The 16,029-nt window shown below is 65.8% G+C and carries 13 protein-coding genes; 10 read left to right on the forward strand and 3 right to left on the reverse strand.

Features of this window, described 5'->3' with window-relative positions; genetic code table 11:
- Window positions 1-31: 31 nt before the first annotated feature.
- Complete coding sequence (locus AB6N07_RS04375; protein ID WP_370676592.1) at window positions 32-2,536, forward strand: circularly permuted type 2 ATP-grasp protein; 2,505 nt, start codon at window positions 32-34, stop codon at window positions 2,534-2,536.
- Window positions 2,533-3,447 (forward strand): transglutaminase N-terminal domain-containing protein, encoded by a 915-nt coding sequence (locus tag AB6N07_RS04380; RefSeq protein ID WP_370676593.1) that lies wholly within the window; start codon window positions 2,533-2,535, stop codon window positions 3,445-3,447. Before AB6N07_RS04375 ends, AB6N07_RS04380 begins: the two co-directional genes overlap by 4 nt.
- Window positions 3,448-3,450: 3 nt before the next feature.
- Here the strand turns inward: AB6N07_RS04380 and hutG are convergent, their stop codons facing one another.
- The 3 genes from hutG to hutI are packed head-to-tail and all read right to left on the reverse strand — an operon-like array spanning window position 3,451 to window position 7,027.
- A complete protein-coding gene (gene hutG / locus AB6N07_RS04385; RefSeq protein ID WP_370676594.1) occupies window positions 3,451-4,272 on the reverse strand; it encodes an N-formylglutamate deformylase in 822 nt (273 codons plus the stop codon).
- Window positions 4,269-5,819, reverse strand: coding sequence for a histidine ammonia-lyase (hutH, locus tag AB6N07_RS04390; protein WP_370676595.1), 1,551 nt, complete (start codon window positions 5,817-5,819; stop codon window positions 4,269-4,271). Before hutH ends, hutG begins: the two co-directional genes overlap by 4 nt.
- Window positions 5,816-7,027 (reverse strand): imidazolonepropionase, encoded by a 1,212-nt coding sequence (hutI, locus tag AB6N07_RS04395; protein WP_370678190.1) that lies wholly within the window; start codon window positions 7,025-7,027, stop codon window positions 5,816-5,818. Before hutI ends, hutH begins: the two co-directional genes overlap by 4 nt.
- Before the next feature lie 249 nt (window positions 7,028-7,276).
- On the opposite strand from hutI, the gene AB6N07_RS04400 reads away from it, so the two are divergent.
- The 8 genes from AB6N07_RS04400 to AB6N07_RS04435 all read left to right on the forward strand — a co-directional run bounded on the left by AB6N07_RS04400 (window position 7,277) and on the right by AB6N07_RS04435 (window position 15,985).
- On the forward strand, window positions 7,277-8,050 hold the full coding sequence (locus tag AB6N07_RS04400; RefSeq protein WP_370676596.1) for an SDR family NAD(P)-dependent oxidoreductase: 774 nt from the start codon (window positions 7,277-7,279) through the stop codon (window positions 8,048-8,050).
- A 119-nt stretch (window positions 8,051-8,169) separates the two neighbouring features.
- Window positions 8,170-9,282, forward strand: coding sequence for an ABC transporter ATP-binding protein (locus AB6N07_RS04405; protein WP_370676597.1), 1,113 nt, complete (start codon window positions 8,170-8,172; stop codon window positions 9,280-9,282).
- 97 nt (window positions 9,283-9,379) lie between these two features.
- A complete protein-coding gene (locus AB6N07_RS04410; protein ID WP_370676598.1) occupies window positions 9,380-10,492 on the forward strand; it encodes a PotD/PotF family extracellular solute-binding protein in 1,113 nt (370 codons plus the stop codon).
- 75 nt (window positions 10,493-10,567) lie between these two features.
- Window positions 10,568-11,509: an ABC transporter permease gene (locus AB6N07_RS04415; RefSeq protein WP_370676599.1), complete on the forward strand. Its 942-nt coding sequence runs from the start codon at window positions 10,568-10,570 to the stop codon at window positions 11,507-11,509.
- Window positions 11,506-12,306 (forward strand): ABC transporter permease, encoded by an 801-nt coding sequence (locus AB6N07_RS04420; protein ID WP_370676600.1) that lies wholly within the window; start codon window positions 11,506-11,508, stop codon window positions 12,304-12,306. The genes AB6N07_RS04415 and AB6N07_RS04420 overlap by 4 nt, the downstream gene beginning before the upstream one ends.
- Window positions 12,307-12,344: 38 nt before the next feature.
- Window positions 12,345-13,667 (forward strand): histidinol dehydrogenase, encoded by a 1,323-nt coding sequence (gene hisD / locus AB6N07_RS04425; protein WP_370676601.1) that lies wholly within the window; start codon window positions 12,345-12,347, stop codon window positions 13,665-13,667.
- 3 nt (window positions 13,668-13,670) lie between these two features.
- On the forward strand, window positions 13,671-14,687 hold the full coding sequence (locus AB6N07_RS04430) for a zinc-binding dehydrogenase (RefSeq protein ID WP_370676602.1): 1,017 nt from the start codon (window positions 13,671-13,673) through the stop codon (window positions 14,685-14,687).
- Window positions 14,684-15,985, forward strand: a complete 1,302-nt coding sequence (locus AB6N07_RS04435; protein ID WP_370676603.1) for a hypothetical protein — start codon at window positions 14,684-14,686, stop codon at window positions 15,983-15,985. The genes AB6N07_RS04430 and AB6N07_RS04435 overlap by 4 nt, the downstream gene beginning before the upstream one ends.
- Window positions 15,986-16,029: the final 44 nt, after the last annotated feature.

The following is a 16,029-nucleotide window of genomic DNA, read 5'->3' on the forward strand; positions in this document are numbered from 1 at the left end:
AGTCCTGCCCTCCGCCCATGCCGGAAACCTGATGAGCAAGCTTCAGCCTGACCCGACGACCGCCGGACGCAATGCCGGGGCTGGCCTGCTGACGCGGGACTATAAGCCGCTTGCCGGCGCCTATGACGAGATGATGGCGCCGGACGGCACACTGCGCGGCCCCTGGCCCGCCTTTCTTCAGCGCCTTGCCGAACTTGGCGAGGACGGCGTGCGGGAAGCCTTTACCGGTGCCGAGCAACAGCTCAAAAATTCCGGTGTGTTCTTCCGCGTCTATGACGATCCGGCCGGCGCCGAGCGCCCCTGGCCGCTGACGCCCGTACCGCTTCTCATTTCGTCGTCCGAATGGGCGGAACTGTCGGCGGGCGCCATTCAGCGCGCCCGTCTGGCCGAGGCGCTGCTTGCCGACGTCTACGGTCCGGGCCGGCTCGCTCGCGACGGTGTGCTGCCGGCCGCCGCCATCGCCGGCAGCCCGGATTTCCTGAGGCCGCTTGTTGGCGTCAAGCCAAAGGGTGGCCGTTTCCTGCGCTTCTTTGCCGTCGACTTGGGACGTGGGCCGGATGGCCAGTGGTGGGTGTTGTCCGACCGCGCGCAGGCGCCATCGGGCGCCGGCTATGCGCTGGAAAATCGCCTCGCGGTGACGCGGGCGCTGCCGGAGGTGGCGCGTGGCCTCAATGTCGAGCGTCTCGCCCCGTTCTTCCAGGCCTTCCGCGACGACCTCGCCGCTCTCAACGCCGGTGCCGAAGCGCGGGTTGGCCTGCTCACGCCCGGCCGACTCAACGAGACCTATTTCGAGCACGCCTATCTCGCCCGCTACCTCGGCTTCCTGCTGGTGGAGGGCGGCGATCTGACGGTGCGCGACGACGCCGTCTACGTGCGTACGGTGTCGGGCCTCAAGCGCATCGATGCGCTGTGGCGGCGCCTCGATGCGGATTTCGCCGATCCGCTGGAACTCAGGACGGCCTCGGCGCTCGGCGTGCCGGGGCTGGTCCAGGCGGTGCGGGCCGGTGGTGTCGACGTCACCAATGCGCTTGGGTCCGGCATTGCCGAATCGCGAGCGCTGATGGGTTTCATGCCGGCGCTCTGCCGACACCTGCTGGGCGAGCCGTTGGTGCTGGCCAACCTGGCCACCTGGTGGTGCGGCCAGGATAAGGAGCGGCGGACGGTGCTCGATCGCTTCGACCGGATGGCCATCGCGTCGGCTTTTTCCAGTGCCCTGCCGGGTCTGCCCTTCTGGAGCAAGCTCGGCGCGGCGATGAGCAAGGCCGAGCGGAAGACAGCGCGAGCCCTGATCGAGGCACGTGGCCTCGACGTGGTGGGGCAGGAAAATGTCGGTCTTTCCACCATGCCGGTGTGGGACGGCAGTCGTCTGGTGCCCAAGCCGTTCGTGCTGCGTCTGTTCGTGGCGGCGGTCGGCGATGATGACTGGACGGTGATGCCCGGCGGCTTCTGCCGCATTTCCGGGTCGAGCGATGCTCGCCTGGTTTCCATGCAGCAGGGTGCCGAGACCGCCGACGTCTGGGTGCTATCCGATGCGCCGGTCAAGCAAACCTCGCTTTTGCCGCAGCCCGATCGCGTCGCCATCCGCCGGTCCACCGGAACGCTGCCATCGCGCTCGGCGGATAATCTCTACTGGCTGGCCCGCTATCTCGAACGGGCGGAAGGCACGCTGCGTCTTCTGAGGGCGCTGATCAACCGGCTGGTAGAGGCCGGCGGCGATGCCGATCAGCCCATCATCCGGGCGCTCATCGAGCATTTGCGCTTCATCGGCGCTGTCGACCTCGAACTCGAAGGCGCACCGATCGACCTTGTTGCCGCCGTTCTCAGCGATCCGGCTTCGCCTTCGGGCCTGCCGGCCCTGACCGGCGCGGCGCGAGCGGCCAGCTCGGCCATTCGCGATCGCCTGGCGCCGGATGCCTTCCGGGCAGTGACGGAAATTGCCACCCTGTTCGAGGCCGTCGGCCGCCAGCGCCTGACGCCGGCTCAGATGCTCGAGGAGGTCAACCACGGTCTCCGCCGCATTGCCGCCTTCGCCGGTCTCGCCGCCGAGAATATGAACCGCGCCATGGGCTGGCGCTTCCTCGATCTCGGCCGCCGCATTGAGCGGGCGCTGTCCACGGCGGCCGTCATTCGGCGCTTTGCTCTCGAAGCGCCGTCGACCGAGACACTCGACCTGGCGCTTGAGGCGGGCGACAGCCAGATCACCTATCGCTGGCGCTACGTCATGCGTCCGGCGCCGCTGCCGGTGATCGACCTTTTGGTTCTTGATGACGCCAATCCACGTTCGATCGCCTTTCAGGTGGCGCGCATCGTCGAGCATCTCGAAGCGCTGCCCGCCACCCGTCTCGATGGCCGACCGGTGGAGCTGTTGCGTCTCGCCCGCAAGCTCGACGCCCGCATCGCCAACACGGCCGCCGAGAAGATCGCGGTGCGCGATATCGACAAGATCATCAGCCGGCTGCTGAGGCTGTCCGGTCTGGTCACCGACCGCTTCTTCACTCAGCGCCCCAGCGAGGCGCGGCCGGAGGAGCTCGAATGATTTACGAGTTGCGCCAGGAAACCCGCTACACTTACGCGGCGGCCATTCCCTATTCGAGCCACGTTGCCCGCCTGCTGCCGGTGGATCGCCAGGGGCAGACGGTGCGACAGGCGAAGCTATTGATCGCGCCAACTCCGGCCGAGCGGCAGGAGACCACCGATTTCTTCGGTAACCGCATCTGCCATTTTGCCCTCGATCGGCCGCATGACGAACTGACGGTTCGCCTCGTTGCCGAGGTTGAGGTGGCGCCGGCCGAGCCCTATCTCGCCGCGCTGACCCCGCCCGCCGGAGAAGTTCGGGCGCTTGCAGCGGCGAGCAGCGATCCCGGGGCCGATTCGCCGGTGCATGGCTTGTTCGCCACGCCGTCGGTGCCGCTTGATGCGTCCATTACCCGCTACGCCGCGCCGTCCTTTCCGGCACGCCGACCGATGCTGGAAGGGGCGATCGACCTGATGAAGCGGATCAAGGCCGATTTTGCCTATGTGCCGGGTGCCACCGATGCCGATACCAGCCCGTCCGATGCTTTTGCCGCGCGCGAGGGCGTCTGCCAAGACTTCGCCCAAGTGATGATCGCCGGCCTTCGGGGGCTGGCGCTACCGGCCCGTTACGTCTCGGGCTATCTGCGCACCGAGCCGCCGCCGGGCAAAGCCCGGCTCGAAGGCGCGGATGCCACGCATGCCTGGGTGGAAGTGTGGTGTGGTGGCGAGGCCGGCTGGGTGGGGCTCGACCCGACCAACGGCATCATGGCCGGGGAGGACCATCTGGTTCTTGCCATCGGCCGCGACTATTCCGACGTGTCGCCGCTCGACGGCGTCATCGTTACCTCAGGTGCCCATAGCCTGACGGTGGCCGTGGACGTCATTCCCTTGTCCGGCCCGTCCGGCAAGCGGCCGCTCAGGCTGGTGGAGTGATCCTCAGTTTCCGGCGAACACAACGCAGGCGGTGAGGACGGCCTGAAGGGTTAGCCGCGTCGGCGCGGCGAAGCCCGCGTCGAATGCTACTGGCCAATTGGCTTCGCTGACCGGTCCCAGAGCTTCGCGAATGTAGCCGCGACAGGCGAGCTCCATCTGCAAGGCGTGGATGCCGTTTTCTGGCTGGCCGTAATGGCGGGTGATGTAGCCACCCTTGAACCGGCCGTCGACCACGTGGCTGCGTCCCGAGGTGGCGATGATATCGGCGACCTGCTTTATCAAGGCCGGATCGGCCGATACGCCATTGTTGGTGCCGAGATTGAAGACAGGTAGTTTGTCGGCAAATAATCTGGGAATGGCGGAACGGATGGAGTGGCAGTCGTAGATCACCACGCGTTCATTGGCGTTACGTAGCCGGCTAATTTCTTCCGTCAGGGCCCTATGGTAAGGCTGATAGTAGGTGGCGTTGCGCGCATCGATCTCCTCGGCGTTCGGCTCGGCGCCTGGGCGATAGAGCGGCTCGCCGTCGAAGGTCTCCAGCGGGCAAAGGCCGGTGGTGGCTTGCCCCGGATAGAGCGAGACACCGGTCGGGTCGCGATTGAGGTCGATTACCGTACGCGACCAATGCGCACGGACGATGGTGGCGTCGAGTTCGGCGGCGAAGGCGTAGAGTTCGTCGATCCACCAGTCGGCGTCCTTGCGGGCCAGCCAGGGCGAAACGAGCCGCGCCTCGATGTCGTCGGGGATCGCCGTGCCGACGTGCGGCAGGGACAGGACGAGTGGTGCCCGGCCGCGCCGGATGACCGGATCCGCCGCGTCGCTCATTGTTCCACCAGGATCGGCAGGAGGTCGCTTCCGAGGGTAGCGGCGAGCCGGCCGGAGGTGATGAGACGGGTCGCCGCCTCGATGTCCGGGGCAAAATGCCGGTCGTCGGCAAGCTGCGGCACGTCGGCCCGCAACAGCTGAACCGCGGCGGCCAGAGGCGCGGAGGTGCCAAGCGGCGCGTGAAAGTCGATGCCCTGCGCGGCGGCGAGATACTCGATGCCGATGACGTGGGCGGCGTTCCGCGCCATGCCCGAGAGGCGGCGGGCGCCATGGGCGGCCATGGAGACGTGATCTTCCTGGTTGGCCGACGTCGGGATGGAATCGACGGAGGCCGGATGGGCCATCTGCTTGTTTTCCGACACAAGGGCCGCCGCTGTCACCTGTGGGATCATGAAGCCGGAGTTGAGGCCGGGTTTCGGCGTCAGGAAGGCTGGCAAACCGGACAGTGCCGGATCGACCAGCATGGCAACGCGGCGTTCGGCGAGCGAGCCGATCTCGCAGATGGCGAGGGCAATGATGTCGGCGGCGAAGGCCACTGGTTCGGCGTGGAAGTTGCCGCCCGAGATCACCTCGCCTGTGTCGGGGAACACCAGAGGATTATCAGAGACGCCGTTGGCCTCCTCGTTAAGCGTCGCCGCCGCCTGTCTAAGCAGGTCGAGGCAGGCGCCCATCACCTGCGGCTGGCAGCGCAGGCAATAGGGATCCTGAACGCGGCCGTGGTCGTCGAGGTGCGAGGCGCGGATGGCCGAGCCGGACAGCAGGCCGCGCAGGCTGGCGGCGACGTCGATCTGGCCTTTGTGACGGCGCAGAAGATGAATGCGCGGATCGAACGGACCATCCGAACCCATGGCCGCATCGACCGACAGCGCGCCGGTGACCAAGGCCGCCTGGAACACGCGCTCGGTCTCGAACAGGCCGGCCAGCGCCAGCGCGGTCGAGACTTGCGTGCCGTTGAGAAGGGCCAGTCCCTCCTTGGGACCAAGCACCAGCGGCGTGAGGCCGTTCGCCTCCAGTGCCGCGGCGGCGTCGACCGGCCGCCCGTCGACGAATATCTGCCCGACGCCCATCAGCGCCGCCGTCATGTGAGCGAGGGGCGCCAGGTCGCCGGAGGCGCCGACCGAACCTTGGCCAGGAATGACCGGGATCAGGCCGCGATCGAGGCAAGCGGCGAGATGGGCCAGCGTTTCCCAGCGCACGCCGGAAGCACCCTGGGCGAGGCTCGCGAGCTTCGAGGCCATGATCAGCCGGACAACGGCTATGGGCAGCGGCTCGCCGACGCCGGCGGCGTGCGACAGCACGATGTTGCGCTGGAGCGTTTCGAGATCGGCGGCGTCGATGCGCACCGAAGCGAGTTTGCCGAAGCCGGTGTTGACGCCGTAGACCGGCTCACCCTTACCGAGAATCGCTTCGATCGTGGCGGCGGCCTTATCGACAGGCCCGCGCGCGGCGGGGTCGATGGCAACCCCGTCGCCGAAATAGATAGAGCGCCAAACCGACAGCGGCACTTGGCCGGGTATGAGGCGATGGACGATCGGGGTGTCTTTCATTCACCTCTCCAATAGCGGGCGGCGAGCGGGTTGAAGCCCATGCGGTAGACGAGTTCGGCTGGGCGTTCGACATCCCAGACGGCGAGATCACACCATTTGCCAACTTCGATCGACCCAGCGTCCCGCGCAAAGCCGAGGGCGGCGGCGGCGTGGATGGTCATGCCGGCCAGGCACTCGGCCACCGTCAAGCGGAACAGGGTCGCCGCCATATTCATGGTGAGAAGCGGCGAGGTGAGTGGCGAGGTGCCGGGGTTGCAATCGGTGGCGATGGCGATACGGGTGCCATGCTTTCGGAAAAGCTCGACCGGCGGCAACTTGGTTTCGCGGATGAAATAGAAGGCGCCGGGCAGCAAAACGGCAACGGTGCCGGCTGCCGCCATGGCGGCGGCGCCATCCTCGTCGGTGTGCTCCAGATGGTCGGCCGATAGCGCACCGTGGCGGGCGGCGAGCGCCGCGCCACCGAGATTGGACAGTTGGTCGGCGTGAAGGCGTACCTTGAGGCCAAGGCGCCGGGCGGCGGAGAATAGGTCGTCCACCTCGGCCGGAGAAAAGGCGATCGCCTCACAGAAGGCGTCGACGCAGTCGGCGAGACCTTCAGCGGCAATCGCCGGCAGCATCTTGTCGCGGACGAGCGCCAGATAGCCGGCGCGGTCGTCGCGGAATTCGACTGGCAGCGCATGGGCGCCGAGGAAGCTGGTGCTGACCGTCACCTTTCGCTCGGCGGCGAGATGCCGGGCGGCCCGCAACTGAGCGCGCTCGCTTTCGAGGTCGAGGCCGTAGCCGGACTTTATCTCAACGGTGGTGACGCCCTCGGCGATCAGGCGATCGAGGCGGGGGAGGGCGCTCGCCACGAGGCCGGTCTCGCCGGCGGCTCGGGTGGCGGTGACGGTGGAAACGATGCCGCCGCCGGCGCGGGCGATTTCCTCATAGCTGGCGCCGGCAAGCCGCAGCTCGAACTCATGGGCGCGATCACCGCCGTGGACGAGATGCGTGTGGCAGTCGATGAGGCCCGGCGTCACCAGCCGCCCATCTAGATCGATCGTTTCGACACCGGCGCTCGCCGGCAGGCCGTCCGGCATCTGGGCCTCTGGGCCGGCGTAGGCGATGCGGCCGTCCACGGCGAGGATCACCGCCCGCTCCACCGGCTCAATGCAGGCGGGATCGGCCATCGTGACGAGGCGGGCGTTGCGAAACAGGCGGGTGGCCATGTCGATACCTGCGGTGGATGTTGGTCTCATATGTATAGACAACCTTGGCCGTGATGCAAGCCATTGGCAAAGACAGCATGGGAATGGCGGACGGCTTGCGCAAGACAGCCGTGCGGAATCCGAATAGGCCATCGAAAATCGGCATTACGTCTATGGACATCATAGTCCGGAAATGCTGCATTGCCGGCCGCATTGTCCGGCTGCTCTGGAGGGGCGCCGGTACTTTCCGCTTTTGCCCGGAGTTTCCTCATGTCGCCGCTCGCTCTCTTCAATCTCGAAGGTCGCAAGGCGCTGGTGACGGGGGCGAGCCGGGGCATTGGCCGTGCGCTTGCCGAGGCGTTGGCCGGGGCGGGGGCCGATGTCGCCGTGACCGCTCGACAGGCGGCCTCACTCACCGATACCGTCGCCGCTATCGAGGCGCTTGGCCGGCACGCCGTGCCGCTCGCCCACGATGTGCGCGATGTTGCGGCCAGCCGCGTGGTGGTGGAACGAGCTGCCGAAAAGCTGGGTGGACTCGACATTCTGGTCAACAACGCCGGCTATGAGGAAGTCACGCCGTCGCTCGATATTGAGGAAGATGTGTGGGACCGGGTGGTCGACACCAATCTCAAGGGTGCCTTCTTCGTGGCGCAGGCGGCGGCACGGCAGATGCGGACTGCCGGGCGCGGCGGCGCCATCATCAATCTCGCTTCCTTGACCAGCTATGTCGGCGTGCCGACCGCCGTGCCCTATGGTTCGTCAAAGGCCGGCATTCTCGGTATGACCACTGCGCTGGCGACCGAATGGGCCGGTCTCGGCATTCGCGTCAATGCCGTGGCCCCCGGCTATTTCCGCACGGCGATGACCGATGTTTTTTATCAGGACGACGCTTGGCAGGCGTCCATGCTCGGCAAGATTCCGCTCGGCCGCTTCGGGGCGCTCGGCGATTTGATTGGGGCGGTTATTTTCCTGGCTTCCGATGCGTCTGCCTACATTACAGGCCAATGTATTCCGGTGGATGGCGGCTATCTTGCCTCAATTTGAGGCGTGCATAAAAATTCCGCTAAAAGCGGGTGACGACCTGTCTAGAGATGTATATGGTACCGCGGCGTTTCCTGTTGGGGAGAGGAAGCGCCAGAACATGAGTGTCAGAGAGTAAGGGGATGACGGAAACGATGGCAGCCGATGCGCCCTCCGCGGTGTCGGTACGCGACGTCAACATGGTGTTCGACGGCGTGCACGCCGTGCGCGACGCTACATTCGACCTGGAAAAGGGACGTTTTCTCACCATTCTCGGCCCATCGGGCTCGGGCAAGACGACGCTGCTCCGGATGATCGCCGGTTTTGGCCGGCCGACTTCTGGCGAGGTAGTCATCAATGGCCTCGCCGTCGGCAGTGTGCCGCCGCACAGGCGGTCGATCGGCATGGTCTTCCAGAAACTCGCTCTGTTCCCGCATATGACGGCGGCCGAAAACGTCGCCTTCCCCTTGCGCATGCGTCGGTTCGACGCGCGCACCATTCCCGATCGCGTCCAGCGCTACCTCGACCTCGTCAAGCTTGGGAAGCTGGGCGATCGCCGCATCCACGAGCTCTCCGGCGGCCAGCAGCAGCGGGTTGCCATCGCCCGTGCGCTGGTTTTTGAGCCGGACCTGTTGCTGCTCGACGAGCCGCTTGCCGCCCTCGATCGCAAGCTGCGGGAGGAAATGCAGCTGGAATTCCGTCGCATCCAGCGCGAACTCGACGTCACCACCATCAACGTCACCCACGACCAGCGCGAGGCCTTGGTGGTGTCCGACGAAATCATCGTCATGGACCACGGTCGCATCCAGCAAAAGGCGCGGCCAGAGGCTACCTATCGCCAGCCGAAGAACGCTTTCGTCGCCAATTTCATCGGCGTCACCAACTTCATCGAGGGCGCCGTGGCGAGCATCGACGGCGAGCGGATTGTCTTCGATCGTCCTGGCTTTGCCGGCCGGACCGGCAACGGCTTCCGTCCGGAGACGGGCGCGGCGGCGCGCGGCGCGCTCCGGGCCGAGCAGATCCGGATCGGCAGCGGTCGCGAGGCGCTCGGCGACGTCGACACCATGTTCGACGGCACGGTCACCGACGCCATCTTCGAAGGCGAGCGCGTCGTCTACGAGGTGGCGGTGACAGATCTCGGTGGGACAACGCTGCGCGTGTTCGATCATGACCCCGTAACCCATAACCAGCACGACATCGGATCGACGGTCGCGTTGGGATGGAACGTGAAGGATGTGCTGGTCTTCGGGGATTGAACGGATCAGTGCGCAAGCGTCGGACCGAAAAGTGGAAGCCGGTTTTCGGGCAATCCGATGCGGCAAAAAAAAGAAACAGAGCCAGAGGAGAACGACAATGACTGGATCGACCAAACCTCCCTTCCTTCTCGGCCGTCGCCGTTTCCTGCAGGGCGTAGGCCTTGCCGGTGCCGCCGGCCTCGTGGGCATGCCGTTCGGCCGCGCATTCGCCGCCGAACCCGAAAAGCCCAAGGAAATCATCGTCCGCGCCTGGGGCGGTTCCTGGGTCGACAGCCTGAAGGCTGGCGTCTCCGATCCCTTCACCAAGCTGACCGGCATCGCCGTCCGCCACGACCTCACCGAGGATAACGAGATCCAGCCGAAGCTGTGGGCCGCCGCGGCGCAGAAGCGCGTGCCGCCGATCCACGTCAATTGGGACACCACCACCAACGCCACCAAGTCGGCGCTGCGCGGCGTGACCGAGGATCTGTCGGATCTTGCCAACCTCAAGACCGTGAGCGACGCGGCCAAGCCGGTCGGCGTCGACGGCTATCCGATCGTCAACACCTATGGCTACGTCTACGTGCTGGCCTATCGCCCGGAAGCCTTCCCGGACGGCGCGCCGAAGTCGTGGAACGTGCTGCTCGACCCGAAGTTCAAGGGCCGCGTCGCCGTCTACAACGATGGCATCGGCCTGCATTTCCCGGCGGAGATCACCGGCGGCGGCAAGCTCGAGGACATTCCGGCCAACATGCAGCCGGCCTGGGACTTCTTCACCAAGCTCAAGGCCAACGAGCCGCTGATGGGCGAGGACCCCGATTTCACCACCTGGTTCCAGAAGGGCGAAATCGACGTTGCCTGCACCATTTCTTCCAACGCCCGCGAAGCCAAGAAGAACGGTATCTCCATCGCCTGGACGGTGCCGGACGAGGGCGCGACCTACGAGACCGACGGTCTTTGGGTGCCGAAGTATCTGCCGGAAAACGAGCTCTACTGGGCCAAGCAGTATGTCAACTTCGCGCTGACGCTCGACGCGCAGCAGGTGTGGCTCGACGGCCTCGGCCTGCCGGGCGTGGTGCCGGGCCTCAAGCCGCCGGCCGATCTCGTGGGTGACGCGTCCTATCCGACCAAGGCGGAGGACTACAAGAAGCTGCTGCGCGTCTCCTCCAAGGTTCAGGTCGAGCACGAGAGCGAGTGGTTCGGCAAGTTCAAGGAAATCATGCAGGGCTGATCGTCAGTTCTCTTCCCCCAATGTCCGTCGCCACAAGGCGGCGGACTGCCTTTCAGAAATTGATCCGACCCAACAATGCGCCCGAGCCGCACCTCCTATCCCCTGTCCTGGCGCCTGATGGATGCCCTTGAAGCGATTGCCGCCGCCGTCTGGCCGCGCAGTTTCTCGGCAGCCGTCCCCTGGCTGATGCTGCTGCCGGCCATTGTTCTGGTCGGGCTGCTGGTCCTCGGCCTGTGGGATATGGCCGATGGTTCGCTCCGAACGCTGGACACCACCACTTTCCTGTCGTCGGATGACTATTCGCTGACGAATTATCACCGCGCCTTCACCGAGAAGCTGTTCTTCACGGTGGCGAGCCGCAGCCTGATCGGCTCGCTGATCGTCACGGCGATCACGCTCTTTCTCGCCTTTCCCTATTCCTATGTCATGGTGCGGACGCGCTCGGCGGCCTTGCGCAAGTTCCTGCTGATCGCCCTGTTCCTGCCGTTCTTCATCGGCCAGGTGGTGCGTGCCTATGGCTGGCTGATCATCCTGGGGTCGCAGGGCATGGTCAACGAGGCGCTCGGTCTCGTCGGTGTGGCGCCGATCCGTCTCCTTTACAATTACCCGGCGGTCCTGTTCGGCCTCGTCCAGTACATGCTGCCGTTTGCCGTGCTGATGCTCGCGCCGGCGCTCACCGCCATCCCCGAGGAGATGGAAGCGGCGGCCGGCTCGCTTGGCGCCAACTGGGTGAAAACCTTCATCCACGTGGTGCTGCCGCTGGCCAAGCCCGGTTTCATCGGTGCCGGTCTGGTGGTGCTGACGCTGTCGCTCACCGACTTCGCCATTCCGGCCATCCTCGGTGGCGGCTCGCAGGACTTCATCGCCAACGCCATCTACGACCAGTTCTTCCGAACGTCGGACCAGGGCATGGGGGCGACGCTGGCGCTGCTCCTGGTGGCCGTCGGCTCTATCATGGTCGGGGTGGTATTCGCGCTGTTCGGGGCCGGCACGCTGGCCATGGGGAGGTCGAAATGAAGGGCGACCGTTCCAAGACCGTGACGCTCTGGACCTTCGTCACGATCGCGCTGGTCATGCTGTCGGCGCCGACGCTGGTGGTGCTGGGCGCTTCGTTCACGGCTGGCAACATGATCACCTTCCCGCCGGAGGGGCTGTCGCTCAAGTGGTACGCGGCGATTGCCGGTGCCACCGATCTTCGCGACGCCTTTCTGCGCTCGGTGATTGTCGCCGCCATCTGTACGGCGATCTCCATTCCGACGGGTACGCTGGCCGGCATCGCGCTCGCCAAATATCGCGTGCGCTTTGTCGCCGGCGTCCAGGTCTACCTGCTGCTGCCCTTCACCATTCCGTTGATCGGCTCTGGCATCGGCCTGATGCTGATCTTCGGCAAATGGGGGCTACTTGGCCAGCTCTGGCCGGTGGGCGTCGCCTGCGCGGTGATCAACCTGCCATTCATGATCTGGGCAGTGACGGCGAGCGCCGCTAGCCTTGATCCCGATCTTGAACTGGCCGCTGCCAACTGCGGTGCGCCGCCGCTTTCCACTTTCCTTGCCGTGACCATTCCGGCCGTGACGCCCGGCATCATCACCGGCGCTCTGTTGATGTTCATCCTGGCGCTCAACGAATTCCTGGTATCGCTGCTCTTGGTCGATGCGCGCATCGTCACGCTGCCGGTGCAGATCTACAATTCCATCCGCTCGATCATCACGCCCGATCTGGCCGCCATCTCCGTGGTGTTCATCGCCGTCGCCGCCATCGCCATCGCGCTGCTCGACTGGCTGGTTGGGCTGGACATTTTTCTCAAGTCGAAATGAAGGCGTGAAAAACGCCCTGCCGCTCAAGGACTGCTACCATGACCGACGTTTCCTTCCACGATTACGCCAAGCTCGACGCGGCGGCCCGCGCCGCTCTGCTCAAGCGCTCGGAAACCGACCTCACCTTCTTCCTCGACAAGGTTGGCCCGATTATCGAGGCGGTGAAGAGCGAAGGCGACGCGGCGCTCCATCGCTTTGCCCGCGACCTCGACAAGGCGGAGGTCAAGCCCGGCGCGCTCAAGGCCTCCGAGGCCGAGTTCGACGCCGCTTTCAAGTCCGTCGAGCCTGAGGTGGTGGACGCGATCCGCTATGGCATCGAGAACATTCGCCGCTTCCATGAGGAGCAGAAGCCGGAGGCCATGTGGCTGAAGGAGATCCGCCCGGGTGCCTTCGCAGGGGATCGGGTGACGCCCATCAAGTCGGTGGCCCTTTATATTCCGCGCGGCAAGGGCGCCTTCCCGTCGGTGACCATGATGACGGCGGTGCCGGCCGTCGTTGCCGGCGTACCGGAACTTGCCATCGTGACGCCGCCGACACCCGATGGGTCGGTCGACGCGGCGACGCTGGTCGCCGCCCGCCTCGCCGGTGTCGAGACAGTCTACAAGGTGGGTGGCGCGCAGGCCGTCGCCGCCGTCACCTTCGGCACCGAGACGGTGAAGCCGGCATTGAAGATCGTCGGCCCCGGCAGCCCGTGGGTGGTGGCGGCCAAGCGCCTGTTGTCCGGCGTCATCGATGCCGGCCTGCCGGCAGGTCCGTCGGAAGCCATCATCTTCGCCGACGATACCGTGCACGGCGGCCTCGCCGCCCTCGACGTGCTGATCGAGGCCGAACACGGTCCGGATAGCTCGGCCTATATCGTCACCCATTCACGGCGCGTCGCCGAGCAGGCGCTGGCGGCGCTGCCGGACCACTGGGCGCGCATGACGGCGCAGCGGGTCGAGTTTTCCAAGAAGGTGCTGGGTGGCGCCTTTGGCGGCATCATCCTGACCTCGTCGGTCGAGGAGAGCTATGCCTTCGTCAACGACTACGCGCCGGAGCATCTGGAGATCCTCTCTACCGATCCTTATGCCCATCTCGGCAAGATCACCGAGGCGGCGGAAATCCTGATGGGGCCGTATACGCCGGTTTCCATCGCCAACTTCGGCCTCGGCCCCAATGCCGTGCTGCCGACCAGCCGCTGGGCGCGCACCTGGGGGCCGCTGTCGGTCTACGACTTCGTCAAGCGGTCGTCGGTCGGCTATGTCACGGCCTCCGCCTATCCGGAACTGGCGCACACCGCCCGCGTGCTCGCCCGCTACGAGGGCTTCTCGTCGCATGAGCAGGCGGTGTCGGCGGTGCGCGACACCTATCTCAAGGGCTGAGCGATGAAGGCCGTCCGCCTCTACGCCGCTGGCGATCTTCGGGTCGAGGATATAGCGCCACCGTCGGTTCCTCGTGCCGGCGAGGCGCGGGTCACGGTTTCGGCGGCCGGTATTTGCGGCTCCGACCTGCACAACTTCCGCACCGGTGCCTGGATCAGCCGATCGCCGTCGGTGGCCGGGCACGAATTTGCTGGCAGGGTGGCGGCAGTTGGTGAGGGTGTGACTGGGCTGGCGGTTGGCGATGCTGTGGTGGCGGATTCGCGCGTCACCTGTGGCGTCTGCGCCGCCTGTCGTGGCGGAAGGCCGAATGTGTGCGAAAAGCTCGGCTTTGTGGGCGAGGTCTGGGAAGGCGGTTTTGCCGAGGAGGTCGTGCTGCCGGCCTCGCTGCTCATCAAGGCGCCTGATGGTGTCGATCCCTTGGCGCTCGCCATGGCCGAGCCACTGGCGGTGGCGCTGCATGCGATAAAACGCCTTTCGGCTCCGGCGGGATCTTCAGTGCTGATAGCCGGTTGCGGCCCGATCGGCGGCCTCGCGGCGCTAATCCTCGCCGAGCGACATGACGGACCTGTGCTGGTTGCCGACCGCAATGCTGACAGAGCTGGCCGCGTCGCCGAGGTGACGGGCGCTCGGATCGTCGATCTGTCGGCTGAGGCCGTGGTTGGGGCGCTGGCCGGCGCTCCGCTTCTCGCCGCGCTCGATGCAACTGGCCATCCGGGCGTGATCGGTACGCTTCTCGATCTGCTTTCGCCGGGCGGAACCCTGGCGCTGGTCGGCATCGGTCATGGCAGTCTTGCCATCGATCCGGTGCGGCTCGTCGAGCGGGAAATCGCACTCGTCGGTTGCCATGCCTTCACGGACGAACTGCCGGAGGCGGTGGCGCTGATGCCGGCGTTCGAGGATCGCCTGCTGGCGCTGGTCGACGAGACCATCGATCTCGATGGCGTTCCGGCTGCCTATGAGCGTCTTCTGGCTGGCCGCTCGATGGGCCTCAAGACGATTATCAAGCCGAGGTCGGCATGACAGCGCCGAGCCGCACCGCCGAGATCCGGCGCCTCGCCGTTGCGGACGAAGGCGCGGCAACCTCGGCGCTCGCTGTGCTGTTCGCCGATCTGTTCGGCCTCTCGGCCGAGGGAGTAGCCATCAACCGCGACCAGTACAGCCTCAACTCGCTGAACGGCTTCTTCTCGGCCGGAGGCGCCGACTATTTCTTCAAGTTCCACCAAGAGGATGGCGAGGAGGCGATGACCGGCGAGTATTATCGCGCCGACATTCTCGCCCGCGCCGGTTTGCCGGTGGACATGCCGGTGTATGTCTCCAACCTGCCGGGCGAGCAGGTGCTGGTTTATCGCCGTCGCTCGGATCCCCGCTTTTCGGATGTTCTCAGAGCACTCGATATCGCCGCGCTCGATGGCGCCCGCGCGACCGCTGGCGAAGCGGCTGCCGTCGCCGCCGAGCGTGGCCTCGACGCCTCGATTGCCCGCGTCTATCTCGACAGCCTGCATCCAGTCACAGTGAACGAGGCGGCGGCCGAGCCGATTCACCGCCTGTTTCACGACCGCCTTGTCGACATGCCGGGCCGGCGTTTTCCCGGCGGCCGATTCGCAAGTTTCTACCTCGGCAAGAGGGTGCATCTGCCGGGCGTCGAACTCGATTGGGATGATTTTGCCAGCCGACGCTTGGTGATCAACGGCCGCGCCTACCGACGGACAATCGGTGAACTGTTCGCGGAAGCCGGCGCCCGGCTTCGGCCAGAGTTGCTCGCCGATGCCGGTGGCGTGGTGGCCCATGGCGACGCTCACAACGCCAATGTCTGGTACGGCAAGGGCCCGGACGGGCCGATGCTCAGCTTCTACGATCCGGCCTTCGCCGGCGAGCATGTGCCGTCCTTACTGGCCGAGGTGAAAGCCACCTTTCACAACGTGTTCGCTCACCCGCTCTGGCTCTACGACCCGGCCGAGGCGACTCGGCGGTTCTCGGCGTCCGCGCGGGCTGGCGATGGCATCCTAGCCATAGAGACGGACTGGGCACTGACGCCGGTGCGACGGGCGTTGCTGGCCACCAAGGCGGAGCTGGTCTGGAAGCCGCTGCTCTCAAGGCTCAAGGCTAATGGCCTGCTGCCGGACGACTGGCGGCAGGTGATCCGCCTGGCGCTGTTTCTCTGCCCGACGCTGGTTATGAATCTCAGGGCTGGAGCTACGACGCATACCGAGACTTCCTCGGCCATCGCCTTCGCCGTTGCCGTCACGGTCGGCAGCGCACCTGAGACCGGCGAAGATGAAATGACCGCCTTCCTCGACGCGATAGACCCCGACAGATAGGGCAAAGCCGATCGAGCCGACCGGCTTTGCAGCCTTGAGCGGAT

It is taken from the genome of Pleomorphomonas sp. PLEO (assembly GCF_041320595.1).
In the GTDB taxonomy this organism is placed as follows: domain Bacteria; phylum Pseudomonadota; class Alphaproteobacteria; order Rhizobiales; family Pleomorphomonadaceae; genus Pleomorphomonas.

Excerpts from the sequence above, each read along its gene's own strand:
- AB6N07_RS04415 (WP_370676599.1), top strand. The coding sequence starts at position 10,568 with ATGCGCCCGAGCCGCACCTCCTATCCCCTGTCCTGGCGCCTGATGGAT.
- hutG (WP_370676594.1), bottom strand. The coding sequence starts at position 4,272 with ATGAGCGACGCGGCGGATCCGGTCATCCGGCGCGGCCGGGCACCACTC.
- AB6N07_RS04405 (WP_370676597.1), top strand. The coding sequence starts at position 8,170 with ATGACGGAAACGATGGCAGCCGATGCGCCCTCCGCGGTGTCGGTACGC.
- AB6N07_RS04380 (WP_370676593.1), top strand. The coding sequence starts at position 2,533 with ATGATTTACGAGTTGCGCCAGGAAACCCGCTACACTTACGCGGCGGCC.
- hutH (WP_370676595.1), bottom strand. The coding sequence starts at position 5,819 with ATGAAAGACACCCCGATCGTCCATCGCCTCATACCCGGCCAAGTGCCG.
- hutI (WP_370678190.1), bottom strand. The coding sequence starts at position 7,027 with ATGGCCACCCGCCTGTTTCGCAACGCCCGCCTCGTCACGATGGCCGAT.
- hisD (WP_370676601.1), top strand. The coding sequence starts at position 12,345 with ATGACCGACGTTTCCTTCCACGATTACGCCAAGCTCGACGCGGCGGCC.
- AB6N07_RS04430 (WP_370676602.1), top strand. The coding sequence starts at position 13,671 with ATGAAGGCCGTCCGCCTCTACGCCGCTGGCGATCTTCGGGTCGAGGAT.
- AB6N07_RS04375 (WP_370676592.1), top strand. The coding sequence starts at position 32 with ATGAGCAAGCTTCAGCCTGACCCGACGACCGCCGGACGCAATGCCGGG.
- AB6N07_RS04420 (WP_370676600.1), top strand. The coding sequence starts at position 11,506 with ATGAAGGGCGACCGTTCCAAGACCGTGACGCTCTGGACCTTCGTCACG.
- AB6N07_RS04435 (WP_370676603.1), top strand. The coding sequence starts at position 14,684 with ATGACAGCGCCGAGCCGCACCGCCGAGATCCGGCGCCTCGCCGTTGCG.
- AB6N07_RS04400 (WP_370676596.1), top strand. The coding sequence starts at position 7,277 with ATGTCGCCGCTCGCTCTCTTCAATCTCGAAGGTCGCAAGGCGCTGGTG.
- AB6N07_RS04410 (WP_370676598.1), top strand. The coding sequence starts at position 9,380 with ATGACTGGATCGACCAAACCTCCCTTCCTTCTCGGCCGTCGCCGTTTC.